Origin of the sequence: Paenibacillus sonchi (assembly GCF_016772475.1) — a bacterium.
In the GTDB taxonomy this organism is placed as follows: domain Bacteria; phylum Bacillota; class Bacilli; order Paenibacillales; family Paenibacillaceae; genus Paenibacillus_AQ; species Paenibacillus_AQ sonchi.
This window is the reverse complement of record NZ_CP068595.1, coordinates 5,740,590-5,765,459: the sequence shown is the minus strand read 5'-3', so window position 1 is coordinate 5,765,459 and position 24,870 is coordinate 5,740,590. Positions and strand designations below refer to the sequence as shown.

Genomic DNA, 24,870 nt, shown 5'->3' with positions numbered 1-24,870 from the left:
AATACAGATGTCATTTTTGATCGACATGCCAACCTAAAGTATCGGTATGGGAATCGGAAGTTTTGGTACAAAGGGTTTTACGTGGATACCGTCGGAAGAAACAAGAAAGTGATTGAAGAATATATTCGCAACCAATTGCAGGAAGATATCGTCGCGGAACAAATAACAATGGCGGAATACATCGATCCATTTACAGGAGAAGTAACCAAAGAGAATCGAAAGAAGAAGAAATAGAACCCCTTTAGGGGTAGCCGAAAAAGTAGTGCAGTTGGCGAACCATTCGATGCCCTTTTAGGGCTGGCCAGCAACAAAGGCTTTCAGCCGCAGAGCAAACCACCCGTTATACGGGTGGTTTTGATTGTCGATACTGTCCTTGGAAGGACGAAAGCCGTATCTGCTTGTGCTGTATGGAATAGACGGGGCATATACATGTACAGAAGTGCCTGTATCACTGCAGGAAGCAGGATAACATGGGAAATAAGGGGGAAAAGTCATGGGAATGGGCCCGGATTCATCTTGGATGTTTGATCTAACGGGGACGGTAATACCGATCTTTCTTGCCGTTGTTATTGGCATAATTGCTGTATCTGCGGGCCGGGGGCTGCTGCAGTGGAACCGGAACAACAAATCGCCCATCATGACCATCCCCGCACGCATCGTCAGCAAACGCAGTGAGGTCCGGCAGCAGCAGCTGCAGGATGACAGCAATAACAGCCGCACCAGCACAACCTACTATTTAACCTATGAGTCGGACCGTGGAGAGAGGATGGAATTCAAAGTGGACGGCAATGAGTATGGCATGAGCGCTGAAGGGGACCGAGGAGTTCTTACGTATCAGGGCACAAGGTACCACGGTTTTCGGAGGCAGCCTCACTACTCAACGGCAGAATAGATTAAATGTATACGTTGTTCATATTATATTTTGTATTTTCTACAATCCCCTTGTTTCCCGTTAGTGGAGCAAGGGGATTTTTGTATGATGTGAAAGCTGAACGCAGTTGGTGAATGCTGGCGGGATGACATGTAACATCATTTGCGATCACTAATCAGATGTTAAACGGGATGATCCGGAAATTGGGCGTGGACTGTCACCTCTTGGGCGAATGCACATACAATACAGCGAGCAGTTGAGAAGATGTTGGTTAAGGAGGAGAAAGCGTGGCCGTAATTAAAGCAAACACGGAAGATGTAAGGACGCTTGCACGGCTGATGCGGGCCGAAGCCGAGGAAGACGGGGATTCCGGCATGCTGATGGTCGGCAATGTCGGCGTCAACCGGATACTTGGAAACTGCCTGGACTTCAGAAACATCCGCAATGTCAACGACATGGTATTTCAAAGTCCGGGCGGGTTCGAAGCCCCGCAGAAGGGCTATTTCTACCAGCGTGCCAGGGAATCCGACATTCGCCTTGCCAGACGCGCCATCGCGGGTGAAAGAACAAGGCCGGCGTCCAATGCGCTCTGGTTCTTCAGGCCGGTCGGAGAGTGTCCGGCCACTTGGTACGACCAGCAAAATACCGGAAGGTACAAAGCGCATTGCTTCTTTGCCCCAGCTAGTGGGGAATGTCCAGCAGTATACTAGATCTTTAGGGGTGACAGATGCGGGTGCAGCCCAAAAAGTCTGGCGGCCCGCTTCAACAGCCCACTGCAGTCCTTCTCCGGTCAGAATCTCTCAGCGACCTTTAGCTTGGAAACCAGTCACATTGCCTAAGGCTGACAACAGCCTGCATACTAATTATCAGGAGGTTTTTAACAGATGATCGCTCAACCTTACCGCCCCGTAACCTATACGATCGGCAGCAACCCTTCAGGTGCAATGAACAACATGAACAACATGAACAACATGAACAACGTAAACAGCTTGAGTAATATGAATAATATGAACGCCATGCACAGCATGAGCCCTATGGGTATGGGCAGCATGAGCCCTACGGGTATGGGCAGTATGAGCCCTACGGGTATGGGCAGTATGAGTCCTATGGGTATGGGCAATATGGGTACCATGGGGGGAACGCCTCCCCAAGTCAGCAGCGGCAGCCCAATGACTCCAACAGGCGGCGTCGTAACGACTACCGCTCCAGTATTTGAACAATCATACATCGAAAACATTTTTCGGCTGAATCTTGGCAAAGTCGGCACCTTTTACTTCACATACGAGAACAACAAAGATTGGAATGCCAAGGTCTACACAGGTGTGCTGGAAGCTGCGGGCCGCGACCACTTAATTATCAGCGACAAGGCCACCGGACAACGCATTGTGCTGTTGATGGTGAACTTCGATTATGCCACCTTCGATGAACCCCTTGTTTATCAATACCCAGGCACCATTGGCAATCCGCCGACAACACGAAACTGTCGGTAATAGCTGTTATAGATTCGCCGGATTAGTCAGGATTCATCATCCAAATGTATCTGGCATTGGACAATCAACTTGAAGCATATGGGTTATATAAAAAACCTTTAAAAGGCGGATGATATAACCCATGCTTCATAATCAGGAATTTAAAGTTTACATTATTACCACCGGAGATATTATGCGGTTCTTTGTTGTAGAGATCATAATCGGGACAATGACATACTCTCTGGCTATGAAGATTTTTCATAATGTGATCCTGGCAAGTGCAGGCGGATGGATTGGCACAGAAACAATAAAACGACTGAACGCCGCTGTGAAAATTTTGCTGAAATAGAATCGCAGGCGCCAAAAAACCGCCGCCCTGGCAGGCGGCTTTTTTGGTTGCCGGGGAGCGTCATTTAATAGGATTGCCGTTAACAATTGATTCGAAATCCGCCTAAAGTTGACGAAGAGGGTGCATTCGATTTAACCTTATTACACAGGAATAGACAGAAAAAAGCTTCCTTTTCTCTCTAAAGTTTATTCGCCAAAAACAAAGATCATATTTTTACGCTTGTTCGCATCTGTTTTTATGTGCAAAGAAATATTATAATAATGTGTATATTTATATTCGTGATTTCAGTCAGGAGATGAAAGCATTGGGAAATTGATATGGAAAGGAACAGCTGCTGCACAAGCCGACATTTTGAACAAACGAAGGAGGTGGGCCTATCCGCCTGAATCGTGGAGACGGTGGATAGGAGTATAAATTGAGCGACCCTTTACCCGGTATATTACATGTAGGTCTTATTATTTTGCTGGTGCTGTTGAATGGCTTTTTTGTTTCGGTTGAATATGCGATGGTAAAAGTACGAAGCGGCCGCATAGATTCCCTGATAGAGGAAGGCAGTAAACGAGCAGTGGCAGCAGGTAATATCGTACACAATCTGGACGGATATCTGTCCGCCTGCCAGCTGGGCATCACCCTTGCTTCACTGGCACTTGGCTGGCTGGGGGAACCGGCTGTCGCAACGATTGTGGGGCCGATTGTAACAAGCCTAGGATTTGGCGAAACCTCGGTTTATGTAATTTCGCTAATTATTGCGTTTATGTTCATCACCGTTCTGCATATCGTACTCGGAGAGCTTGCTCCCAAGACGATCGCTGTGAACAAAGCCGAAGCGGTACTTCTGCTAACCGCGGGTGCGATGAATGTTTTTTTCCGGATTATGTATCCGATTATCTGGATCGTAAAAGGCCTGGCCAGCGGGCTGCTGCGGGTTTTCCGCTTAGCGCCTGCCTCGGAGCTGGCTACAGCACATACGGAAGAAGAAATCCGCATCATTATGCAGGAAAGCAACAAGAGCGGACTTATCGACAACACGGAAATGACTCTGGTGGACAATATTTTTGAATTTGCCGACACCATGGCCCGTGAAATTATGATCCCGCGCACTGAAATGATCTGTCTGAACAATCATCTGACGGTTGAAGAGAACATGGAGGTTGCGTTTGAAGGGATGCGCACCCGGTATCCGGTTTGTGACGGTGACAAGGACCACATTCTCGGCTTCATTCATATCAAGGATCTGATCCGGGATAATGCGCCCAAATACAGTGAACTGATTCGTCCCATTCTTACCGTTCCAGAGTCGATACAGATTAGTGCCCTGCTTAAGGTCATGCAGCGTGCAAAGACGCAGATTGCCATTCTGATCGATGAATACGGCGGGACCTCCGGTATGGTTACACTCGAAGATATTATGGAAGAGATCGTCGGTGAGATTCAGGACGAATTCGACGAAGAGCGGCCGGGTGTAGAGAAACTGGGGGAGGACGAATTCTCCATTGATGGTCTGATGCTGATTGAAGAAATCAACGACCGGCTTGGATTGAATATGGAGACAGATGATTATGATACGATCGGCGGCTGGTTATACTCCAAGCTAGAGGTGAATCCGCCGCAAAAAGGCCAGACCGTAGAATTTGACAGCCACTTATTCGTGGTGGAAGAAACCGACAACAAACGGATATCCCGTATTAAAGTGATGAAGGTGCAGTTTTTGACTGAAGAGGCGGGAGCCTGACAATAACATAAGGATGTTTCCAGACATGGCGTCAGGTTCGGCGCTATGTCTTTTTTTATACAAAGATTACCTCAGCCGCTAGGTCGGGATTCCGGATTCGGGGCGTTTCATGGCGGGTAAATGGAGTGTATCTGGCAGCAGTAGTTCATTCAAAAAAAGAAAGGAGAGAGGCCGATGTCTGAGCACCCATTTTATATGGATTTGCTGGTCCTCTTTTCTATTGTCATAGCATGTTTATCCAGCTTCATAGCCGTGGATCTCGCGGAAAGAATGGTACGTTATAAAAGAAGTGTGTTTTTTGTCTTGTTCAGCTCCGGTGCTCTGGGAATAGGGATGTGGAGTATGCATTATATCAGCATGATCGCGATGAAGCATGAGAGCACGGCGTCCTATTATATCCCGATGTTGTTACTCTCACTGTTTGTACCCATTGCGGCTTCCTATGTGCTGCTGATGCTGTTCAATAACACACGCACGCGGAGCAGCAAGGCGGCCCTTGGGTTTGGCGGGCTGCTGTTCAGCTGCGGCCTTCTGATCATGCATTGCAGCGGGATGATGAGCGTGCGGTATACGGCGGCTTTTGAGCAAAGTACGGGTTCGATTCTGGGGTCCTTGGTACTCTCATTAGCGGTCCCTGCGATTACAGCCTCCTATCACCCTAATTGGACAGCGAAGCGTTATAATATGTTTTCCGCCAAAAAATTATTGCTTATCCTTGTACTGACTGCTGTGCTGTCGGGAACAAATTATATAGCTATGGCCGGAGCCTCATATGTAGATACGGGACCTTATATCTATGTGGGCAGGACTCCGCTCCTGAATGATTCAATGCTGGGAATGATTCTAGCCTGCACGTTCCTGCTGGTAGTGGCCGTTGTGCTGGGGCTTATGTACAAGGACCGGAAGCAGGTGCTGTTCACGGCACAATTTAATGAGCAGCGCTACACCGCTTTATTCGAGTTCAGCCCCGATATGGTAGTGTGTATCGACCCTGTGCGCAAAAAAGTGATCAGCGCCAATCCATCACTCCGGCAAACCACAGGTTACGGACAAGAGGAACTGAGTGACTATAAAAGTATATTATTCAGCACCGGGGATGAACAGGCCCTCAAAGCAGCCGTTAAACGCGCTGCGCGGGGACAGTCCGGAAAGCTGGAAATAATCGTCAAAACCAAAAGCGGAGCCAGGCTGATTTGCAGTACAACCGTTTTTCCGCTGGTGAATGACAAAGAAAATTATGTGTACATTATCGCTGAAGACATCACGGCACTGGCGGAACAACAGCAGGAGCTGCTGATCGCCAAAAATGCGGCTGAAAGCGCTGCGCGGATGAAAAGTGAATTCTTAGCGACGATGAGTCATGAAATCCGGACCCCGCTTAACGGCATTATTGGCATTAACCAACTGCTCGCTGAGGAAATCACGGCACCGGACCATCAGGAATTATTAAAGCTGCAGAATACGAGCAGTCTTGCATTGCTGAGTGTGATGAACGATGTGCTCGACATTTCCCGTCTTGAAGCCGAGAACATGCTGCTGGTAAAAGCGCCGTTCAAGCTTCCTGCACTGCTGCGGGAATGCATAAACCTGTTTGCGGTTGCGGCCGGCCACAAAGGGCTTGCATTGAACCTTGAGATCGCCCCGTCCATTCCTGAACAATTAATCGGGGACAGTGCGCGAATCCGCCAGATCCTGGTAAATCTGATTGGCAATGCAGTCAAGTTTACCCACGAGGGGGGCATAACAGTTACAATTGAGCCCTACAGCAAAGAGGGGACTTCCCTGGGACTGCTGTTCAGAGTCAGTGACACAGGAATCGGGATTGCGCCGGACAAGCTGGAGCTGTTGTTCCAGCCCTTCTCACAGGTGGATGCCTCCCATAACCGGAAGTACCAAGGGACTGGTTTGGGGCTGGCGATCTGCAAAAAGCTTGTTGAGCTAATGGATGGCAGCATCTGGACGGAAAAGGCCAGGGAAGGCGGGACGGACTTCTTTTTAAGATCCCGCTGCAGCTTATGGATACCTTCCCGCGGGAAGCGTATTCCAATGAACAGGGAGTCCGGGAGAAGCGGGAAAAGTCGGAAGTGGGTTGAACGGAGGTTTGCCAAGCGGAGAGTTTTAATTATATAATTTTAAAGAATATGATATCCTCACAACAGTCCTTCCAGGACAGAAAGGAACTCTCTTTTGGGCAAATCTAAAACAAACAATGGCACGGTTTCTGGGTTAAGTAAAGCCGAGAAACGCAGAGCTGAGCTGGAGCAGCAGAAACAGAAAACGAGAATTCTAATTATTAGTACGGTCGCAATCGTAGTGATTATTTTTGCCGGACTCTTCATGCTGGCATCGAAGGATTCCTCTTCAACGGCAGGTTCAGGCAAGGCGGTTGATTTCAATTACAGCGGGTTCCGAAGACTTGGAAAGAGGATGCACCGGTCAAAATTGTCGAGTTCGGTGATTTCAAATGCCCGGCCTGCGCCCAGTTTACAGGTGTCATCAAGCCGCAGATTGTGCAGGAGTATGTGAATCAGGATAAAGCAGCCTTCTACTTCGTAAATATGGCTTTTATCGGCCCGGATTCCGAAACGGCTTCGCTGGCGGCACTATCAGTCTACCATCAGAACAATGACGCTTTCTGGACATACTACGATGCGCTTTACGCCAATCAGGGGGATGAGAATGCAGAGTGGGCCACAGAGGACTTCCTGGTGAGCCTCGCGGAGAAGGAGAAGCTGCCTGTTGATCTGGATCTTTTACGCAAAGATATCCAGGAACGAACTTATGAAAGTGAGCTGCAAAATGATATCAGCATCGCCAAAGATACCGGTGTAACCTCTACGCCTACTGTTTTCATTAATGGACACAAAGTAGATAAGCCTTTCGACATGGAAGCTATTGACGCTCAGATTAAATCCGCTTCCGAAGCTGTGAGTGCCGAATGATGAAGATCGCTGCTTTCTGCAGACGCCACTGTCTCTATTTGGCCTGGTTTGTGTCTGTTATCGCAGTAGCGGGAAGTTTGTACCTGAGTGAGGTATTGAAGTACGAGCCCTGCAAGTTATGCTGGTTCCAGCGGATCTTTATGTACCCGCAGCTTATTCTGCTGGGCATTGCCACCTACCGGAATGACAAAAAGATCATTCCCTATGTGCTGCCCCTAAGTCTCATTGGCGGCTGCATCTCAATCTATCATTATGCGGAGCAGAAGATACCGGCACTCAGCAAGGTGCTTCCCTGCACGATTGGCGTACCCTGCAACAAGGATTATCTGAATTATTTCGGGTTTATTACGATCCCTTTACTGGCCTTGATTGCCTTTGCGCTAATCGCAATTTTGCTCTGGACCGGACGCAAAGAGGACATCTCTAACCATTCCTGAAATTTTTGACACAATTAGGGTTCAAAACCTTGAAAAAACAAGCGTTGAGAGGATAATCGCAGAGAATGAAAGATCCATATATCCCTCATCGTGGTTTTGCGTAAAATGGATCATTTTTCATTCTTTTTTCATTTTTTTCACCGCTTTACGGAAGGGCCATTGTAGACTATCATTAGACCTTGTGAGAAGTTGAATATGCGCTGAATTTTCCGGATGGAAAAACGGGGGAACCAACATTGGCCTAAGCGCCAACGGGGTGAATCGGGACGGTCCGCAAGGGCTGTAACCGTAGGGCTACCACAGCCCGAATCCGCCAGCTAACCTCGTAAGCAATGGTGGGATAGTGACGATGCGTAAGCATGCGGATCATTTCCGTATGCTTATTTTTGTGCCTGCATTTATGAAAATCCACCTATGAAAACAGCGCACGGTACTACCGTTTCAACCTAAACAAGAGAGGAACTGTTACTACAATGGTAAGCAAGGTAAAACGACTATTGATCGGGCGTCCGATGAAGTCGAACGAACTCGATCATGAAAAGTTATCCAAGGTGAAAGCACTGGCTGTCCTGTCTTCTGATGCGCTCTCGTCTGTAGCCTACGGAACGGAACAAATCCTGATTGTGCTGGTGGCCGCAGGCTTCACAGCTATCTGGTACTCATTGCCAATCGCATTAGCCGTATTGGGCCTGCTGGCTATACTGATTTTATCCTACCGTCAGACCATCTTTGCTTATCCGCAGGGCGGTGGCGCGTATATCGTAGCCAAAAGCAATCTGGGTGTTCCAACCGGACTCCTCGCCGGGGGATCTTTGCTGGTGGATTATATTTTGACCGTTGCGGTTAGTGCATCGGCGGGTACAGATGCGATCACATCCGCTTTTCCAAGTCTCCATAATCATAGCGTACTTATCGCTGTTACCGTGATTTTGCTCTTGACGATAATCAATCTGCGCGGGGTAACAGAATCTGCCTCATTCATTGCTATTCCCGTGTATCTGTTCGTGGCATCGATCTTCGTATTGATCATTGCGGGGGTATTCAAATATGCAACCGGCGGAGCACATGCCAATGTCCCTGAAATCGGGGCTGCGGTGTCGAATGTCAGTTTGTTTTTGCTGCTTAAGGCCTTCAGCTCCGGCTGTTCGGCTCTGACCGGGGTAGAGGCTGTATCGAATGCCATTCCGAACTTCAAGGCACCTGCGGAAAAAAATGCGGCCAAAACCCTGATGATGATGGGGCTTATCCTGGGGATTATGTTTACCGGAATCACGCTGCTGGCTTACTGGTATGGAATTACGCCGGATGAAAAAGCTACAGTCGTATCACAAATCGCCGAATCTACGTTTGGGCGCGGCGGTTTGTACTTTTTCATACAAGGAATCACAGCGGTTATTTTGTTCCTGGCTGCCAATACAGCTTACTCGGCGTTCCCGCTGCTGGCGTTTATGTTTGCCAAAGACAAGTATCTGCCCCATGCATTTATGGTCCGTGGGGACCGCTTGGGCTTCTCGAACGGCATTATCTTTTTGGGCGTATTATCCGCTCTGCTGGTCACGGCTTTTCACGGAAATACGGAAAGCCTGATTCCGTTATATGCGGTGGGCGTTTTCATTCCGTTTACGCTGTCCCAGCTAGGGATGATGGTGCATTGGTACAAAACCAAACCTAAAGCGTGGCAAAATAAATTTGCGGTGAACACGGTGGGGATGCTTACGACTCTGACCATTACCTTAATCTTCATTATCACCAAATTCTCCAGCGTCTGGATGGCCTTTATCTTCCTGCCGGTTGTAATGTTCGTGTTCCACAGGATTCATCACCATTACCTGAATACTGCGGATCAGCTGCGGATATGTCCGGCAACGGATAAACCCTGCATCAAGGGAAGTACAGTGGTCGTACCTGTCGCTGGTGTAACACGCGCGGTGCTGCATTCGATCAGCTATGCCAAGTCCTTAACGGATAATGTGGTGGCTGTGTATGTAGGCTTTGATGAAGAAGAGATCAACAAAATGGAGCAGAAATGGGAGGAATGGAATCCGGGCGTGCGCCTGATTGTCCTCCGTTCCCGTTACCGCAGCATTCTCCGTCCGCTGGTTAAATTCATAGATACAGTAGAGTGGAAGACTGCTTCAACCGATCATATTACTGTACTCATTCCGCAGTTTATCACTAAGCATTGGTGGCAGGCCGTCCTGCACAATCAGACCAGCTTGTTCATCCGTTCATATTTAATGAATCAAAAAGACATCGTCGTTGCAACCGTACCTTATCATTTGCATAAATAGACAGATGGCTGCCAACATGAAGGCTGTTTCCGGATTCCGGGAGCAGTCTTTTTTCATATATAAATGAATCCGTTAGCCAAAACGTGAATAGTTGCAAAAGCAAAATAATTATATTGACATAGAGAATGAGAATCAATATCATTTAATGGGGTAAGGCCAAGGCATCTAAGACCTTTGACCATTTCAGATTGTACATATACAGGAGGGGTATCCATGTATTCGTTTAAATTAAAGAGAGCAGGCCACAGGAAGCTGGCCTCAATCGGGCTTTTGACGCTGACGCTTATTTTGTCCGCCTGCGGCAATAACAACAGCGCAAATTCAACAGGGGGTGCGGCCAATGCACCCGCAGCTTCAGCGGACGCTACAACAGCACCTGCTTCAGAAGCTCCGGCAGCAACAACTGCTCCTGCGGTAGAGAAAACAGTAACTGATGCCATGGGGCACAAGGTAACCGTTCCGGCTAATCCGCAACGCGTGCTGGCTTCATACCTGGAGGATTATCTGGTAACGCTTGGGGTAACTCCGGTAGCACAATGGTCGGTAACCAACGGAGTTCAGGATTATCTGGCAGATGAATTGAAGGATGTTCCAACGATCAGCTTTGATCTTCCCCTTGAGGCTGTAATGGGCTTCGCGCCGGATTTTCATATTGTACAATCGGAATCCAGCGTGCAAAATGGCCTCTATGACCAGTTGAACAAAATCGCACCTACCTATGTGCTGGGCGATGAGATGAGCAAAGACTGGCGCAAGTCTCTGCTCAAGATCGGTGAACTGCTGAACAAGAGCGCTGAAGCTGAGCAGGCGATAGCCGCTTATGATCAAAAAGCTGCCGATGCCAAAGCAAAAATCTCCACTGTAATTGGAGATGATTCTGTTGCGATCTTGTGGCTTATTAAAAAGAACTTCTATATTGTAGACGAAACACGCAGCAGCGGGGCGGTAGTATACGGTGACCTCGGTCTAAAGCTGCCTAATCTTGTTACAGAGATTCCTTCGGCTTCCAGAGCAACCTGGAATCCGATTTCTCTTGAGAAGCTGGCCGAGCTCACTGCAGACCATATCTTCCTGGTTAACAGCGACAAGACTGAAGGTTCAGAAATTTTGAACAGTCCGATTTGGAAGGGCATTCCTGCTGTTAAGGCGGGAAATGTTCATGAATTTGCCTCCAACCACAGCTGGCTGTACAGCGGAGCGATAGCCAATTCCAAAACCATTGACGATGTCTTGAACAGTCTTGTGAAATAAGAAATCCTCATCAACTGGGTGAAACTCCCGGACATGTGGAAGGTGCAGGACGTTGTATCCCCGGATACGCGATCCCTGCACCTTTTTTAGAGAATTGAATGCTTGTGCATCATTCACAGATTTGCGATAATGAGAATGATAGTTGTTATCATTTAGATTATCAGTAATTATCCTGGTAAGGGGACGGCTTATGGTCACATCCACACACTCACAATCCCGCACTCATCCGGAAGGGGAAAAACAGCTGAAATCCCGCCCTGCTGCAGCAGTAGTTATATTGATTGCAGGACTTGGGGCTATACTGTTCGGTCTGGCGCTTTCCGTTTCGGTAGGTGCGGCGGATATTCGGCTGGCATCCGTATGGGAAGCGGTATTTCGCTTCAATCCCGAACTGCCGCAGCATCAGGTGATCCGGGAACTGAGAATTCCCCGTGCATTGGCCGGAGCGCTGGTCGGAGCTTGCTTTGCAGTCGCAGGAGCGATTATGCAGGGCATGACACGGAATCCGCTGGCGGATTCGGGACTGCTTGGCCTGAATGCAGGCGCAAGCGTTGGACTGGCATTGGCTTTTGCCTTTGCACCTTCAATGTCATTCATATATATCATGCTCTATTGCTTCATTGGAGCTGCAGCGGCTTCTCTTCTCGTCTTCGGGATTGGTTCGCTGTCGCATAGCGGACTGACTCCACTGCGGCTGACACTCGCCGGAGCTGCGGTGAGCGCCTTGCTGCTCGCCATCAGCCAGGGTGTTGCGATTCTGTTCCATCTCTCGCAGGATATCGCTTTTTGGATGGCGGGAGGGATTGGGGGGACAAGCTGGACACAGCTGCGGATCATGTTTCCTTGGGTTGCTGCAGCTCTTATAGGATCACTGATGATATCGCGTTCCATCACACTACTCAGTCTGGGACGTGACGTGGCAGCTGGTCTCGGGCAGAGAACCCGTCTGGTGCAGACTGCCGGAATCCTTATAGTAGTCGTGCTTGCCGGAGCAGCGGTATCCGCAGTGGGGCCAATTGCTTTTATCGGATTAATCATCCCACATGTTACACGATTTCTTGTCGGGGTGGATTACCGCTGGATTATTCCGTGCTCGGCAGTGCTTGGAAGCGTACTGATCATCTTTGCGGACATTGCTGCCAGAATGATCAATGCTCCTTATGAGACGCCGCTGGGTGCATTGATTGCTGTAATCGGGGTGCCGTTCTTTATCTATTTGGCCAGCAAGCGCAAGGGAGGATTGACATGAGCCGCAGCCAGCTGTCCTCCACACCGAAAAAGCGCCGGACCCGTGAAACCGCCATATTATCTCTCCTGGCAGTTCTGATCGTTGCCATGTTCATCATCAGTATGAACACCGGACTTATCCGGCTGTCGCCAACGGAAGTTATACATACTCTGCTGGGAGAAGGCAGCCAGCAACAAAAGCTGATTCTCTTTGACTTCCGTCTGCCGCGGATCGTCATTTCCTTGCTCGTTGGAGCCGGATTTGCGGTAGCAGGCTGTATTCTGCAGAGTCTGTCGCGCAATGCGCTGGCGGAGCCCTCAACCCTTGGCATTAATGCCGGAGCAGGCTTTGCTGTACTTATCTTTATTTCCTTTGTCCCGGCAACAACTGCAGCTCCAATCTTTATGCTGCCGCTGATGGCGCTGGCCGGGGCCGGTCTTACCGCAACGCTGATTTATGTTCTGGCCTTCCGCCGTGAAGACGGTCTGTCACCGACAAGACTGATTCTCATCGGGATTGCCGTTGGCGCAGGCATCTATGCGTTTCAACTGATCTTATCCTTAAGGCTGGACCCGGAAAATTATCAATTTGTTGCCACCTGGCTGGCAGGGAAGATCTGGGGCGGCGACTGGCGGTTTGTTATGGCGCTCCTGCCCTGGATCTTGATCCTGGTGCCGTTTGCCTTCTACAAGGCACGGGTTCTTAATGTCCTTAACCTGGGTGATGAGATCCCTGCGGGACTGGGGCTGCCTGTGGAGAGAGAACGGGTTCTGCTGATGGCGGCTGCAGTTGCACTAGCCGGTTCCTGTGTCGCAGTCAGCGGGGGGATCGGCTTTGTGGGACTGATCGCCCCCCATCTGGCCCGCCGTATTGTAGGACCGAGGCATCAGATTCTGCTGCCTGCCTGCGCCTTGGTCGGCGCATTGCTGCTGTTGACTGCCGATACGATTGCCCGCTGGATTCTCCAGCCTTCCGAGATTCCGACAGGAATTGTGGTAGCTATCATAGGGGCTCCGTACTTTTTATATTTGCTGGCCAGATCCAAGGCCTGATTCCCTATTGGAGCATTAGCTCCATGAAACTCAAGCACATGCTCGAAGCAAGTTTTATTACGAAGTAAATTCAGAGGAGCAAAGCTCCGTAAAACTTTTGAGGAGTGAAGATCATGTCGGAACGTTTGAATACAGAACAGTTAAGTATCGGGTATGCTGAGGCGATGATAGTCAAAGGGCTGAACCTGTCGCTTCCTACAGGAAAAATCACTGCGCTGGTCGGGGCTAACGGCTCCGGGAAATCGACCATTCTCAAGACTATGGCGCGGATCATGAAGCCCAAAAGCGGCAGCGTCATGCTCGACGGAAAGTCGATCCACAACCTGTCGACCAAGGAGGTGGCCCGGCAGCTGGCGATTTTGCCGCAGAATCCTACCGCTCCCGACGGGCTTACTGTCTCCGAGCTGGTCGGCTACGGACGTTATCCGCATCAGAAGGGTTTCGGTACACTGACTCCGGAAGACCGCAGCATTATTGCCAATGCGATTACGGTAACGGGGATGGAAGCATTCCACGACCGCCCGATTGACCGCCTGTCCGGGGGCAGCGCCAGCGGGCATGGATCGCTATGGCTCTGGCCCAGCAGACCGATATTCTGTTCTTGGACGAACCAACAACTTTTCTTGATATGGCTCACCAGCTGGAAGTTCTCCAGCTCCTGCAGAAGTTGAATCAGGAAGAAGGCCGCACAATCATTATGGTAGTGCATGATTTGAATCATGCTTCCCGGTATGCCCAGCATATGGTAGCCATTAAGTCCGGAAGCGTGATCAGCGAAGGCGCTCCTTCTGAGGTTATGACATCCGGTGTGCTGCGTGAGGTGTTCGGGATCGAAGCGGATATTGTTCCTGATCCGCGCACGGGTGTGCCGCTCTGCCTTCCTTATGAATTGGCGGCTTATTCAGCCGTCGGAATGTAAGGAGTCTGGGAAAGGTTATAATCATGAAATCAGACTCATAAAGATGATATATGCAGCAAGCTGCAGGCTCCCGTCATTGACAAGGGAGCCTGTTCGTTGTTAAAGTTGTGGTTGCCCTGGTTAAATTCCTTCTTATTTCATTGCATATAAACAACGGAGCATGATTAAATCAGCAAATCAAGGATAATTATTTTTATAGAATCAAAGGAGCAAAGAAGATGAATATCAGCAAAATATATGAGGATCTGCAGCAGTTGGTTCCAACTGGAATAGTTAAACGTGGTGAGGTGCTGGAGAGTCATGTGTTCACCCGCATCGGCGGCCGGGCCGACATCCTGGCGGCGCCTGCGACATATGAAGAGCTTCAATCTATTGTTACATATGCCCGTGTAAATGAAATTCCGTTGACCGTTCTGGGGAACGGCTCGAACGTCATTATCCGTGATGGAGGAATCCGCGGCATTGTTCTCCAGACTTCCGATTTGACTGAAATGGGACTCCGGGACAATGTGCTTTATGCGCAGTGCGGCGCAAAAATTATCGATGTCTCCAGATTTGCCTTGGAGCAGCAGCTTGCGGGTCTTGAATTCGCCTGTGGAATTCCGGGGACGGTCGGGGGGGCCTTATACATGAATGCCGGCGCATACGGCGGAGAAATCAAGGATGTGCTGGAAAGTGCGCTTGCGATCAGCAAAGCCGGGCGGATTGTGACGCTTCAAGGAGAGGAGCTGGAATGGGGCTACCGCAAAAGCGTCTTTGCCAGCAGTGAATTTATTGTTCTGGAGGCCAGATTTGCCTTACAGCCGGGTGATCCGGCGGCAATCCAAGCGGCTATGGATGATTTGACCCGTCAGCGTGAATCCAAGCAGCCACTGGAATATCCTTCATGCGGAAGTGTATTTAAGCGGCCCCCCGGAAGGTTCGCAGGGCAGCTGATCCAAGAGAGCGGGCTGCAGGGAACCCGGATCGGCGGAGCTGAAGTATCCCGTAAACACGCAGGCTTCATCGTGAACACAGATCACGCGACGGCGAAGGACTATATCGGGTTGATACAGCATGTTCAGGCTACGGTAAAGAATAAGTTCGGTGTGGAATTGGAGACGGAAGTAGAGATTATAGGCGAAGAATGACAGGACAGGACGCAGGCACACATGCCGCGTCCTGTTTTTTTATCAAAAGAAAACCATACGCTATGCGTATGGTTCGGGAGAGCTTTCAGCGATGTACCAAAAAAATTCCTCCCAGTGTTACAATAAATTTGGTTCGCCAACCGAATTTATCGCACAAAAGGAGGAATACAGATGTCATTTTTGATCGACATGCCAACCTAAAGTATCGGTATGGGAATCGGAAGTTTTGGTACAAAGGGTTTTACGTGGATACCGTCGGAAGAAACAAGAAAGTGATTGAAGAATATATTCGCAACCAATTGCAGGAAGATATCGTCGCGGAACAAATAACAATGGCGGAATACATCGATCCATTTACAGGAGAAGTAACCAAAGAGAATCGAAAGAAGAAGAAATAGAACCCCTTTAGGGGTAGCCGAAAAAGTAGTGCAGTTGGCGAACCATTCGATGCCCTTTTAGGGCTGGCCAGCAACAAAGGCTTTCAGCCGCAGAGCAAACCACCCGTTATACGGGTGGTTTTGATTGTGAGACATGTTCACTCAGGCTTTGGAGATGGAGTATTTCGCCCGCTCTGTTCGAAGTTCCACTTGCCCGTCATCGGCATTATCCAGTTGAAGCCCGCTGACAGCAATTTCATAATTCTGCTGGGGAAGAGGTACTAGCTCGCCGTCCCTGTTCAGGGTATTGCCCGTACCCCGGAGGATCAGCGCGCTGTCCAAATATTCATCAATCACATCCTCGGTGTTACGGTAATCCACGGTTTCCAGATTAAAGTGGACGGTGTCCAGGTCATTCATCTCCTGTTTCTTAATCACGATGGTTTCGCCAGCTTGGGCGGTCAGCCAATCCATAAGTTTCAATACGTTTTGATCCATTAGATGATCCCACCTTTATCAAGGAGATTATAGACATTAAGTTACCCTTTTCTTCGGAATTGAATCCATGCTGTGTTCTCTGATTTTGGATCAGCTGCGAGGGTTGTCAACCTGCCGCCGGACATGGTATAGTTCATTTCGCAAGTATAGGCATAAAGAAGAATTCTGCGCTTTGAGCCGCAGGAGAGGTTCGCAAACTCCCTCTATAAAAAACTAAGTAGAGACAAGTTTTCGAAACTCGTTCTTCTTTCCATTTCCGGCAGCAAGCCGGGGAAAAGAGAGGGGTTTTTTGTCATGTCAGAAGGCAGATTGAAAGAGGAAATGCAAGAGGTTACCCTGCTGGGGAACCAAGGCACAACGTATACATTCGGTTATGACCCGGATATTCTGGAGGTGTTTGACAACAAGCACCCCGGACGTGATTATTTTGTGAAATTCAACTGTCCGGAGTTTACCAGCCTGTGTCCCGTTACCGGTCAGCCGGATTTCGGCGCGATGTACATTTCGTATATTCCTGAACACAAGATGGTCGAGTCCAAGTCACTGAAGCTCTACCTGTTCAGCTTCCGCAATCATGGGGATTTCCACGAAGACTGTGTAAACATTATTATGAACGATCTGATCTCCTTGATGGAGCCGCGGTATATTGAGGTCTGGGGCAAATTCACCCCGCGCGGCGGCATTTCCATCGATCCTTACTGCAACTGGGGGCGTCCCGGGACCAAATATGAAGCGATGGCCGAGCACCGGCTGATCAATCATGACCTGTATCCTGAAAAAGTGGACAACCGTTAATCCCGAGGAACTGAGAGGAGACTCATGACAATGAACAACAAAGCACTTGTGGTCTTCAGCGGCGGCCAAGACAGCACAACCTGTCTGGTATGGGCATTGAAGAACTACGAAGAGGTCCAGGCAGTTACCTTCAATTACAATCAGCGGCATGCGGCTGAGATTGAAGTGGCCAAGGAAATCGCCAAAAAATTCAACGTGAAGCAGCATATCCTCGATTTGGGCCTGCTCCATCAACTGGCGCCCAACGCGCTGACCCGCGATGATATAGAGATTGCTGCCGGTGAAGGGGAGGAGCTTCCGAGCACGTTCGTAGATGGCCGGAATCTGCTGTTCCTGTCCTTTGCGGCGATTCTTGCCAAACAGCTTCAGTTCACCAATATCATTACCGGGGTATGCCAGACGGACTTCAGCGGATATCCGGACTGCCGGGATGTATTCGTGAAATCGCTGAATGTTACCCTTAATCTGTCAATGGATTATGAGTTTGTCATTCATACGCCGCTGATGTGGCTGGATAAAAAAGAAACCTGGAAGCTGGCCGACGAGCTCGGCTGCTTTGAATATATCCGTGAGCATACGCTGACCTGCTACAACGGAATTATTGGCAGCGGCTGCGGTACCTGCCCGGCTTGCCTGCTGCGCCAACGGGGCCTGGACCAGTATGAAGCGGAACGAAATGAGGTCGGTTCCTGATGCTTGGCGAGGTATCCGTATGTAAAATCTTTACCTTTGACTCGGCTCATCAACTGGTCGGACATAAAGGGAAGTGCAGCAACCTCCACGGCCATACCTATAAGCTGGAGGTGGTGTTGAAGGGCAAACCTCTGGCAGAGGAAGGCCATTCCGACGAAGGGTTTGTAGCAGATTTCAGCGATATCAAGGCAACGGTGCAAGAGAGCCTGCTGGATCATCTGGATCACGCTTTTCTGGCTATGGGCAACGAGCCTGTACTGGAAACCCTGAAGAACACTGGTTCAAAGGTTGCTCTGCTCTCGTTCCGGACAACAGTGGAGAATATGTCGGCATATATTGCCTACAAGCTGATACAGGCTTCAATGCCGCTGTATTCCGTCAAGCTGTGGGAAACGCCAACCTCCTGGGCGGAGGTGCTGGCTGCGGATATTCCTGCCGATGGTCCTGCCTACCGCCTGTATGGGGGGTGTGACTGTGAGTAAGCTGCCGGTAATAGAGATCTTCGGGCCGACGATCCAGGGTGAAGGTGCGGTAATCGGCGTCAAAACGATGTTCGTCCGCACCTACGGCTGCGATTACCGCTGCGGCTGGTGTGATTCCGCTTTTACCTGGGATGGCTCGGCGAAGGATAAGGTGCGGATGCTTGCTCCAGAGGAGATTATGGATGAGCTGACTGCGCTGGCCGGAGATAATTTTGATTGTGTGACCCTCTCTGGGGGCAACCCGGCACTGATTGGTGAGGGAATGGGCATATTGATACAGCTGCTGCATGAACGCGGCATTCAGGCAGCCATAGAAACGCAAGGCAGCAGATGGCAGGACTGGTTCTACGATGTCGATGTGCTGACAGTCAGCCCTAAGCCGCCAAGCTCCGGGATGAAGACGGATTGGAACATGCTTGACGGTATTATGGACAAGATGAAGGCGCAAGGCAGAGCGGCCCACAGCCTGAAGGTGGTCGTGTTCAACGACGAGGACTACCAGTACGCCAAAAGCATTCACCGCCGCTATCCGGGTGTACCGCTTTTTCTGCAGCCGGGCAACGAGGATGTAACGGAAGAGGGAGATATCTCGGTACGTCTCCTGGGGAAGCTGGAATGGCTGTTCAACCTGGTCATTGCCGATCCTGAAATGAATAAGGCGCGGGTGCTCCCGCAGCTGCATGCACTCATTTGGCATAATAAACGCGGAAAATAAACGGAGATAAAGAACGGGCCTTTGCGATGATGCAGAGGTTCGTTTTTTCTGGAAAAGGGGGTCACAAAAAGGAATTCTCACCCGGTGCTGATCTGGTATACTTTAGCATAGAGGAACAAGCAGTGGAACGAATTCAATATGCAAAGGAGAGATTAAGAAGTGGCTGACCATTCAACCGCATTGGTTATTATTGATGTGCAAGAGGCGATGTTCTCTTATCCTGACATGAAGCTTTATGATGAAGAGGGTGTGATGAACAGAATAATTTCACTTCTGCATAAAGCCCGAACAGCAGGTACAACTGTTGTGTATATTCAGCATACCGAGGATCAGGAATACACCAAAGGCACTTCCACCTGGGAGATCAGCAGCCGTATCACTCCGCAGGAAGGGGAGTTGGTCATCGAAAAGCCGACCTGGGACGCATTCCATCAGACAAGGCTGCATGAGGAGCTTCAGCAGCGGGGAATTACCGATCTGGTGATCTGCGGCATGCAAAGCGAGTTCTGCGTGGATTCCACTACCCGGCGCGCGTTCAGTATGGGTTACTCCAGTGTTCTGGTGGAGGATGCCAACAGCACTTTTGACAATGGGAGTCTAAGCGGCGGCCAGATTGTGAAGCATCACAACTCCGTACTCGGAGGAAGATTTGCCAAGCTGTGCAAAGCCCAAGAGGTGGAATTCTAACCTATGGAGACTGCCAAAGCTGCCATGAAGCCGGTTCACCGGTCCCGGTTAAGACAATTTGCAGGGAAGCGTTATTTTATCTGGAAAAGATACGGACAATGGCTAATGCAGCGGAACAAGAGAGCAAAGACGTATCTTGCAGCTGACCTTCAATATACCACTGCTGATCACGCCACGCCGCTCCTGCGCAGTCTACGGAATGTTGATATGCAGTTGCAGTATAACAAAATAACAAATCTGAAGCTTGCGGTCTCGAGGCTGAACGGACTTGTGATACGCCCTGGCGAGACCTTCTCTTATTGGCAAAGCATCGGCAAGCCGACCCGGCGCAAAGGATACCTGGATGGAATGGTGCTCTATTACGGAGGTTTTCGTTCCGGTACGGGAGGCGGGCTTTGCCAGTTGTCCAATCTGATCTACTGGATGACATTGCACACTCCGCTGAGTGTAACGGAACGGCACAGGCATAGCTATGATGTATTTCCGGATGAGCAGCGGACCCAGCCTTTCGGCAGCGGAGCAACCTGCGCCTATAATTATCTGGACCTGCAGCTGCTGAATCAGACGGAAGAAACGTATCAGCTTAAGCTGTGGCTGGATGATACTCACCTGCATGGGGAATGGCGCTGTGATGCACAGCCACTCTATGAGTACGAAATTTACGAGGCGGATCACAGGATCAATCTGGAGCCCTGGGGCGGCTATATCCGCAGCAACCGCATCCGGCGCAAGGTAATGACAAGTACCGGTGAGGTTCTACGCGATGAACCGGTTGCAGAAAACGTTGCGCTCATGATGTATTCCCCATTGCTAAATGGATAGTCCTGAAGGATTTGGGGGTATAACATAGTATGGCTTGAAGCAAGAAAGGCCAGCTGGGTTCATATCCCTACTTCCAAAGGAGTGTTCCACACCATGAGAGCAGTTACTTATCAGGGTAAAAGAAAAGTAGAAGTCAAAGATGTTGCCGATGCAAAGCTTGAGAAAAAGGATGACATTATTGTACGCGTTACCTCTACCGCAATATGTGGCTCGGACCTCCATATCTACAATGGAGAGATTCCCGGGATGCATGATGATTATATTATCGGACATGAGCCAATGGGGATTGTTGAGGACGTGGGACCGGAAGTCACCAAGGTGAAGAAAGGCGACCGGGTGATTATTCCTTTCAATGTAGCCTGCGGCCAGTGCTTTTTCTGCCAGCATGAGATGGAGAGCCAGTGTGATCATGCCAATGATGCGAAGGATACCGGCGGCTTTCTGGGTTATTCGGATACGTATGGCGGGTTTGCCGGCGGCCAGGCGGAGCTGCTGCGTGTACCTTATGGCAATTTTGGCCCGTTTGTCGTGCCGGAAGATGCCGAGATGGAGGATGAACAGCTGATGTTCCTCTCGGACATTGTACCGACAGCCTGGTGGGGTGTAGAGAACGCTGGGGTCAAACCCGGGGATACGGTGATTGTTCTGGGTTGCGGACCGGTTGGATTGCTGACCCAAAAGTTCGCCTGGATCAAAGGAGCGTCGCGCGTAATCGCCGTGGATCATGTCCCGTACCGGCTGCAGCATGCCAAACAGGCCAACAATGTGGAAGTTTTCAATTTTGAGACAACCAAGGATATCAAGACTCACCTGAAAGAAATTACACGCGGCGGAGCGGATGTCGTCATCGACTGTGTAGGATTGGATGCCAAAAAGACTGTAGTGGAAAAGGTGGAGACCACACTCATGCTGCAAGGCGGCTCCCTTGGGGCTTTCCGGATTGCAACCGAGGTTGTGCGCAAGTTCGGAACGATTCAGCTGGTTGGCGTGTATGGCCTCAATTATAATATGTTCCCGCTGGGCCAGTTGTTTGAGCGGAACATTACGCTGAAGATGGGACAGGCGCCCGTCATTCATTACATGCCGGCTCTATATCAAATGATCAAAGATCAGGTGTTTGACCCGACGGATATTATTACGCACCGGCTGCCGCTCAGCAGAGCGGAGCATGGATACAAGATTTTTGATGACAAGGAAGAGGATTGCATTAAGGTTGTGCTTAAACCGTAGACTAATATGAGATTGGAGTCTGAGGGCAAAAGGCAGCATGAATCTTCGCCGGTTATGCGGGTTCATGCTGTTGTTGTGTGATTGAATCAAAGCAAGAAAGGAAGCTATCCGTGAATGCTACAAAACCGCCCGTTCCTGTCCCGCTGCTGATGCTGGTTGGAATTGTGGCTATCTCGTTTTCTGCGATCTTCATTAAATGGTCGGCGGCGCCGGCTTCCGTTCAGGGGATGTACCGGCTGCTCTTCACCTCGCTGCTGATGCTGCCTTTTGCCCGTCCATACAGCGGAGCCGCCTTTGCCCTGCGCCGTAAAGAATGGATGCTGCTTGGGGCTTCAGGCGTATTGCTGGCCCTGCATTTTCTGCTGTGGATGGGCTCACTGAAATATACCTCTGTTGCCAGCTCGACCATGATAATGGCACTGGAGCCGGTATTTATTATGCTTGGAGCCTACATACTGTATAAGGATAGAAGTACCGGAGCAGCTATATTGGGTTTAGCAATCGCTATTTTTGGCGTTGTATTGATCGGATGGGGGGACATCGGTCTTTCTTCGGATAACCTGAAGGGTGACTTGCTGTCTGTTGGCGGAACCGTCGCGGTTGCCGGCCATTTGCTGATCGGACAGAAGCTTGTGGCACGTATGCCCTCGTATCTCTACAGCCTGATCGTGTTTATTACCGCGGCCGTGGTTTTTGCAATTTATAATCTGCTGGCCGGCATTCCTTTCTTCGATTATCCTCTGCGGGAGTGGGGCATCTTTGTTTTGTTGGCTGTGGTGCCAACTGTATTCGGACATATCCTGTTCAATTGGCTGCTGCAGTTTACTTCGGCCACTACCGTTTCGATGAATATCCTGGGGGAGCCTGTGGGAGCTAGCATGCTGGCCTTTTTCCTGCTGGGTGAGCAGCTGACCGGATTGCAATGGACCGGCGGGGTGCTGGTGATGGGCGGACTTGCCGTATACTTATTATCAGGACGTAAAAAAGCGGTGAAGGTTAATGAATCCCTTCAGAGCGCATCTTGAGACATGATATAAGAAAAAGGGGTTCTATTGAATGAACGAACATGAACAAGCTTCAAATGCTTCACATCCAGCTGCCCAGGCAGAAAAACAACCGGTTGTCCCATCCAGTGAAGAGCTGTGGAATGAGGATACCTATACGGCCTGGACTACCCGTTTTGGCAGTCCTGCAGAAGCGGCGGCAAAGCTTATGAAAGATCCTGCTGCCAAACTTTATCCCTTGCTGAACTATCTGGGTGAGATTCGCGGTAAAAAAATAATGAATCTCATGGGCTCGAACGGCATGAAAGCCGTGGCACTCGGGCTGTTGGGAGCAGAGGCAAGTGTGGCCGATTTCTCGGAAGCCAATGCCCGCTATGCCGGCGAACTGGCGGAAGCAGCGGGTGTTCCGCTGGCCTATACCGTGTCCGACGTGCTGAAGCTGCCGGAGGAATTGCTGAACCATACATATGATATTGTTTTTGCCGAAATGGGGATTGTGCATTACTTTACGGATTTGGCGCCTTTTATGGATACGGTATGCCAGCTGCTCACTCCCGGAGGCCGGTTCGTCTTGCGGGATTTCCATCCGGTGACGACGAAGCTGATTTCCTCGAAAGGGTCTACTGCCAAAGTCCGTAAGCATAAGGTGAGCGGCGATTATTTTGACACGGCGCTGGAAGAAAAGAAGGTATCCTATTCGAAATATCTGCCTTCTTCGGGGGGAGCAGAGGGAGCCGGCAGGCACAGTGTTGTTCACTGGCGGCGCTGGACGCTGGGTGAGATTGTGACTGCCGCAGCCGGAAGCGGCCTGGTCATCCGTGAATTAGCCGAAGAGCCGAATTTATCTTCCGATATATATGACAAAGGAATTCCCAAGACCTTCGCTTTGGTGGCGGAGACCGTGTAGCGGATTCCAAGAAGTTACCGGTATAGCCCTGGCGCTCCAGAAGAGCGGACCCAGGCGCTGTACCGGTTTTTTGTACTATTCTTCTTCGGCAGGAGCGGCAGCCAGCTCTACAAAAGCCTGCTGCAGAGGGGTCAAGGGATGATCCTTCCGCCAAGCCAGCACGAATTCGCCATGATCCGGCTGGACACCCGGTAGTGGCAGATAACGCAAGCTCCCTGTAGCGGCCTCGGCTTTGATTCCCGCCTTTGAGAACAGCCCGACACCGCTGCCTTCGCGGATCATTCGTTTGATGGCCTCCGGCGAATTCAGCACCGCATGCCCCCACACCCTGACCCCGTTCAGCTGGGCCCACTCATCAGCGATACCGCGCAGGAACGAGGCGGGCTCATGCTGTATCCATGGCTCCAGCACAAGCAGCTCCGCCGATAAATTCTTGATCTCTCCGAATGAATGCCCTGGGGCGAACACCAGAACAGCTTCATTGCGGGCGAAGCTTCGCGTCTCAAAAGAACTGTCCTGCCCCTCTGTACTGTGCAGAACCGCCAGTTGAATTTCCCGGCTCCGCAGCCGCTCGCGAATCGCAGTCTCGGGCTGCACAGTCAGTGAAATATCGAGATCCGGATATTGACGGACGAATTGCGAAACCGTTTTGGGCAAAAGATATGTACCAGGCACATATCCTGCTTCCACCTGCAGGTGACCGGAAGCGAGAGTGGAATACTGCTTCATGCTGCGCTCTGCGTCAGCCGTTAACGCGACAATTCTGGCTGCATATTGGTAAAGCGTGCGTCCGGCATCGGTCAGCAGCACCCGTCCGCTCCGGTATTGAAAGAGTGGGGTGCCCAGCTCACTTTCCAGGCTTTTCATATGAAAAGATACCGTAGGCTGTTTCAATCCCATCTCGGCGGCGACATCGGTGACTTTTTTATATTTTTCAATCAGTACTACAATCTGAAGTTTAACAATATTCATGATGAACCCCCGGTAAT

The 24,870-nt window shown here is 50.1% G+C and carries 24 protein-coding genes, 3 pseudogenes and 2 riboswitches; of the genes and pseudogenes, 24 read left to right on the top strand and 3 right to left on the bottom strand.

The genetic code is table 11. The annotated features are described in order from the left end of the window. Positions 1 to 9 precede the first annotated feature (9 nt). The 6 genes and pseudogenes from JI735_RS25715 to JI735_RS25690 all read left to right on the top strand — a co-directional run. Positions 10 to 234 (top strand): annotated as a pseudogene (locus JI735_RS25715) (transposase); the annotation flags it as partial. A 259-nt stretch (positions 235 to 493) separates the two neighbouring features. Next, positions 494 to 892 (top strand): DUF2500 domain-containing protein, encoded by a 399-nt coding sequence (locus tag JI735_RS25710; RefSeq protein ID WP_411829953.1) that lies wholly within the window; start codon positions 494 to 496, stop codon positions 890 to 892. Between the two features lie 266 nt (positions 893 to 1,158). After that, positions 1,159 to 1,581 (top strand): cell wall hydrolase, encoded by a 423-nt coding sequence (locus JI735_RS25705; protein ID WP_039832463.1) that lies wholly within the window; start codon positions 1,159 to 1,161, stop codon positions 1,579 to 1,581. A 378-nt stretch (positions 1,582 to 1,959) separates the two neighbouring features. Then, on the top strand, positions 1,960 to 2,361 hold the full coding sequence (gene gerQ, locus JI735_RS25700; RefSeq protein WP_039832468.1) for a spore coat protein GerQ: 402 nt from the start codon (positions 1,960 to 1,962) through the stop codon (positions 2,359 to 2,361). 743 nt (positions 2,362 to 3,104) lie between these two features. After that, positions 3,105 to 4,421: a hemolysin family protein gene (locus tag JI735_RS25695; RefSeq protein WP_039832461.1), complete on the top strand. Its 1,317-nt coding sequence runs from the start codon at positions 3,105 to 3,107 to the stop codon at positions 4,419 to 4,421. A gap of 174 nt (positions 4,422 to 4,595) precedes the next feature. Further along, the gene (locus JI735_RS25690) at positions 4,596 to 6,551 is read left to right on the top strand and encodes an ATP-binding protein (RefSeq protein ID WP_202676566.1); all 1,956 of its coding nucleotides are present in this window, start codon (positions 4,596 to 4,598) and stop codon (positions 6,549 to 6,551) included. Between the two features lie 20 nt (positions 6,552 to 6,571). Here JI735_RS25690 and JI735_RS36335 read toward each other — a convergent pair whose 3' ends face one another. Next, positions 6,572 to 6,817 carry a hypothetical protein gene (locus JI735_RS36335; protein ID WP_233476062.1) on the bottom strand — a complete coding sequence of 82 codons (246 nt, stop codon included), beginning with the start codon at positions 6,815 to 6,817 and terminating at the stop codon, positions 6,572 to 6,574. Positions 6,818 to 6,862: 45 nt separating this feature from the next. On the opposite strand from JI735_RS36335, the gene JI735_RS25685 reads away from it, so the two are divergent. The 9 genes and pseudogenes from JI735_RS25685 to JI735_RS25645 form a co-directional block, all read left to right on the top strand. Further along, a complete protein-coding gene (locus JI735_RS25685; RefSeq protein WP_202677688.1) occupies positions 6,863 to 7,363 on the top strand; it encodes a DsbA family protein in 501 nt (166 codons plus the stop codon). Further along, positions 7,363 to 7,800, top strand: a complete 438-nt coding sequence (locus tag JI735_RS25680; protein ID WP_083886318.1) for a disulfide oxidoreductase — start codon at positions 7,363 to 7,365, stop codon at positions 7,798 to 7,800. The genes JI735_RS25685 and JI735_RS25680 overlap by 1 nt, the downstream gene beginning before the upstream one ends. Before the next feature lie 188 nt (positions 7,801 to 7,988). Continuing rightward, a riboswitch (cyclic di-AMP (ydaO/yuaA leader) is annotated at positions 7,989 to 8,147 on the top strand. Between the two features lie 126 nt (positions 8,148 to 8,273). Further along, positions 8,274 to 10,091 carry an APC family permease gene (locus JI735_RS25675; protein WP_039832457.1) on the top strand — a complete coding sequence of 606 codons (1,818 nt, stop codon included), beginning with the start codon at positions 8,274 to 8,276 and terminating at the stop codon, positions 10,089 to 10,091. 213 nt (positions 10,092 to 10,304) lie between these two features. After that, entirely contained in the window at positions 10,305 to 11,342 is a 1,038-nt protein-coding gene (locus tag JI735_RS25670) for an iron-hydroxamate ABC transporter substrate-binding protein (protein ID WP_039832456.1), read from the top strand. Positions 11,343 to 11,532: 190 nt separating this feature from the next. After that, entirely contained in the window at positions 11,533 to 12,591 is a 1,059-nt protein-coding gene (locus tag JI735_RS25665; protein WP_039832455.1) for a FecCD family ABC transporter permease, read from the top strand. Beyond that, a complete protein-coding gene (locus JI735_RS25660) occupies positions 12,588 to 13,622 on the top strand; it encodes a FecCD family ABC transporter permease (RefSeq protein WP_202676565.1) in 1,035 nt (344 codons plus the stop codon). Before JI735_RS25665 ends, JI735_RS25660 begins: the two co-directional genes overlap by 4 nt. Positions 13,623 to 13,735: 113 nt before the next feature. Beyond that, positions 13,736 to 14,541: pseudogene (locus tag JI735_RS25655) on the top strand (ABC transporter ATP-binding protein). A 218-nt stretch (positions 14,542 to 14,759) separates the two neighbouring features. Next, entirely contained in the window at positions 14,760 to 15,671 is a 912-nt protein-coding gene (murB, locus tag JI735_RS25650; RefSeq protein ID WP_039832464.1) for a UDP-N-acetylmuramate dehydrogenase, read from the top strand. A gap of 173 nt (positions 15,672 to 15,844) precedes the next feature. Beyond that, a pseudogene (locus tag JI735_RS25645) lies at positions 15,845 to 16,069 on the top strand (transposase); the annotation flags it as partial. Between the two features lie 141 nt (positions 16,070 to 16,210). Here JI735_RS25645 and JI735_RS25640 read toward each other — a convergent pair. After that, complete coding sequence (locus tag JI735_RS25640; protein WP_039832437.1) at positions 16,211 to 16,546, bottom strand: protein YmzB; 336 nt, start codon at positions 16,544 to 16,546, stop codon at positions 16,211 to 16,213. A gap of 179 nt (positions 16,547 to 16,725) precedes the next feature. Next, positions 16,726 to 16,769: riboswitch (PreQ1 riboswitch) on the top strand. 71 nt (positions 16,770 to 16,840) lie between these two features. On the opposite strand from JI735_RS25640, the gene queF reads away from it, so the two are divergent. From queF to JI735_RS25595, 9 genes are all read left to right on the top strand, one after another. Further along, on the top strand, positions 16,841 to 17,341 hold the full coding sequence (gene queF, locus JI735_RS25635) for a preQ(1) synthase (protein ID WP_039832438.1): 501 nt from the start codon (positions 16,841 to 16,843) through the stop codon (positions 17,339 to 17,341). A gap of 24 nt (positions 17,342 to 17,365) precedes the next feature. Then, positions 17,366 to 18,034, top strand: coding sequence for a 7-cyano-7-deazaguanine synthase QueC (gene queC / locus JI735_RS25630; RefSeq protein WP_202676564.1), 669 nt, complete (start codon positions 17,366 to 17,368; stop codon positions 18,032 to 18,034). After that, the gene (locus tag JI735_RS25625; protein WP_039832440.1) at positions 18,034 to 18,516 is read left to right on the top strand and encodes a 6-pyruvoyl trahydropterin synthase family protein; all 483 of its coding nucleotides are present in this window, start codon (positions 18,034 to 18,036) and stop codon (positions 18,514 to 18,516) included. Before queC ends, JI735_RS25625 begins: the two co-directional genes overlap by 1 nt. Beyond that, positions 18,509 to 19,231, top strand: a complete 723-nt coding sequence (gene queE, locus JI735_RS25620; RefSeq protein ID WP_039832441.1) for a 7-carboxy-7-deazaguanine synthase QueE — start codon at positions 18,509 to 18,511, stop codon at positions 19,229 to 19,231. Before JI735_RS25625 ends, queE begins: the two co-directional genes overlap by 8 nt. A 159-nt stretch (positions 19,232 to 19,390) precedes the next feature. Beyond that, entirely contained in the window at positions 19,391 to 19,918 is a 528-nt protein-coding gene (locus tag JI735_RS25615) for a cysteine hydrolase family protein (protein WP_039832442.1), read from the top strand. A 3-nt stretch (positions 19,919 to 19,921) separates the two neighbouring features. Beyond that, positions 19,922 to 20,740 (top strand): VanW family protein, encoded by an 819-nt coding sequence (locus JI735_RS25610; RefSeq protein WP_233476061.1) that lies wholly within the window; start codon positions 19,922 to 19,924, stop codon positions 20,738 to 20,740. Between the two features lie 93 nt (positions 20,741 to 20,833). Then, positions 20,834 to 21,970, top strand: coding sequence for a zinc-dependent alcohol dehydrogenase (locus JI735_RS25605; RefSeq protein ID WP_039832443.1), 1,137 nt, complete (start codon positions 20,834 to 20,836; stop codon positions 21,968 to 21,970). A gap of 110 nt (positions 21,971 to 22,080) precedes the next feature. After that, on the top strand, positions 22,081 to 22,995 hold the full coding sequence (locus JI735_RS25600) for a DMT family transporter (RefSeq protein ID WP_039832444.1): 915 nt from the start codon (positions 22,081 to 22,083) through the stop codon (positions 22,993 to 22,995). Between the two features lie 31 nt (positions 22,996 to 23,026). Beyond that, entirely contained in the window at positions 23,027 to 23,881 is an 855-nt protein-coding gene (locus JI735_RS25595) for a class I SAM-dependent methyltransferase (protein WP_083886316.1), read from the top strand. Between the two features lie 75 nt (positions 23,882 to 23,956). On the opposite strand, the gene JI735_RS25590 is transcribed toward JI735_RS25595, so the two are convergent. After that, the gene (locus JI735_RS25590) at positions 23,957 to 24,853 is read right to left on the bottom strand and encodes a LysR family transcriptional regulator (protein ID WP_202676563.1); all 897 of its coding nucleotides are present in this window, start codon (positions 24,851 to 24,853) and stop codon (positions 23,957 to 23,959) included. Positions 24,854 to 24,870: the final 17 nt, after the last annotated feature.

What these genes read in the sequence shown, in the direction of transcription:
- JI735_RS25710 (WP_411829953.1), top strand. Translation starts at nt 494, where the DNA reads ATGGGAATGGGCCCGGATTCATCTTGGATGTTTGATCTAACGGGGACG.
- gerQ (WP_039832468.1), top strand. Translation starts at nt 1,960, where the DNA reads ATGGGCAGTATGAGTCCTATGGGTATGGGCAATATGGGTACCATGGGG.
- JI735_RS25690 (WP_202676566.1), top strand. Translation starts at nt 4,596, where the DNA reads ATGTCTGAGCACCCATTTTATATGGATTTGCTGGTCCTCTTTTCTATT.
- JI735_RS25680 (WP_083886318.1), top strand. Translation starts at nt 7,363, where the DNA reads ATGAAGATCGCTGCTTTCTGCAGACGCCACTGTCTCTATTTGGCCTGG.
- JI735_RS25675 (WP_039832457.1), top strand. Translation starts at nt 8,274, where the DNA reads ATGGTAAGCAAGGTAAAACGACTATTGATCGGGCGTCCGATGAAGTCG.
- JI735_RS25670 (WP_039832456.1), top strand. Translation starts at nt 10,305, where the DNA reads ATGTATTCGTTTAAATTAAAGAGAGCAGGCCACAGGAAGCTGGCCTCA.
- JI735_RS25665 (WP_039832455.1), top strand. Translation starts at nt 11,533, where the DNA reads ATGGTCACATCCACACACTCACAATCCCGCACTCATCCGGAAGGGGAA.
- JI735_RS25660 (WP_202676565.1), top strand. Translation starts at nt 12,588, where the DNA reads ATGAGCCGCAGCCAGCTGTCCTCCACACCGAAAAAGCGCCGGACCCGT.
- murB (WP_039832464.1), top strand. Translation starts at nt 14,760, where the DNA reads ATGAATATCAGCAAAATATATGAGGATCTGCAGCAGTTGGTTCCAACT.
- JI735_RS25640 (WP_039832437.1), bottom strand. Translation starts at nt 16,546, where the DNA reads ATGGATCAAAACGTATTGAAACTTATGGATTGGCTGACCGCCCAAGCT.
- queF (WP_039832438.1), top strand. Translation starts at nt 16,841, where the DNA reads ATGTCAGAAGGCAGATTGAAAGAGGAAATGCAAGAGGTTACCCTGCTG.
- queC (WP_202676564.1), top strand. Translation starts at nt 17,366, where the DNA reads ATGACAATGAACAACAAAGCACTTGTGGTCTTCAGCGGCGGCCAAGAC.
- JI735_RS25625 (WP_039832440.1), top strand. Translation starts at nt 18,034, where the DNA reads ATGCTTGGCGAGGTATCCGTATGTAAAATCTTTACCTTTGACTCGGCT.
- JI735_RS25610 (WP_233476061.1), top strand. Translation starts at nt 19,922, where the DNA reads ATGGAGACTGCCAAAGCTGCCATGAAGCCGGTTCACCGGTCCCGGTTA.
- JI735_RS25605 (WP_039832443.1), top strand. Translation starts at nt 20,834, where the DNA reads ATGAGAGCAGTTACTTATCAGGGTAAAAGAAAAGTAGAAGTCAAAGAT.
- JI735_RS25595 (WP_083886316.1), top strand. Translation starts at nt 23,027, where the DNA reads ATGAACGAACATGAACAAGCTTCAAATGCTTCACATCCAGCTGCCCAG.
- JI735_RS25590 (WP_202676563.1), bottom strand. Translation starts at nt 24,853, where the DNA reads ATGAATATTGTTAAACTTCAGATTGTAGTACTGATTGAAAAATATAAA.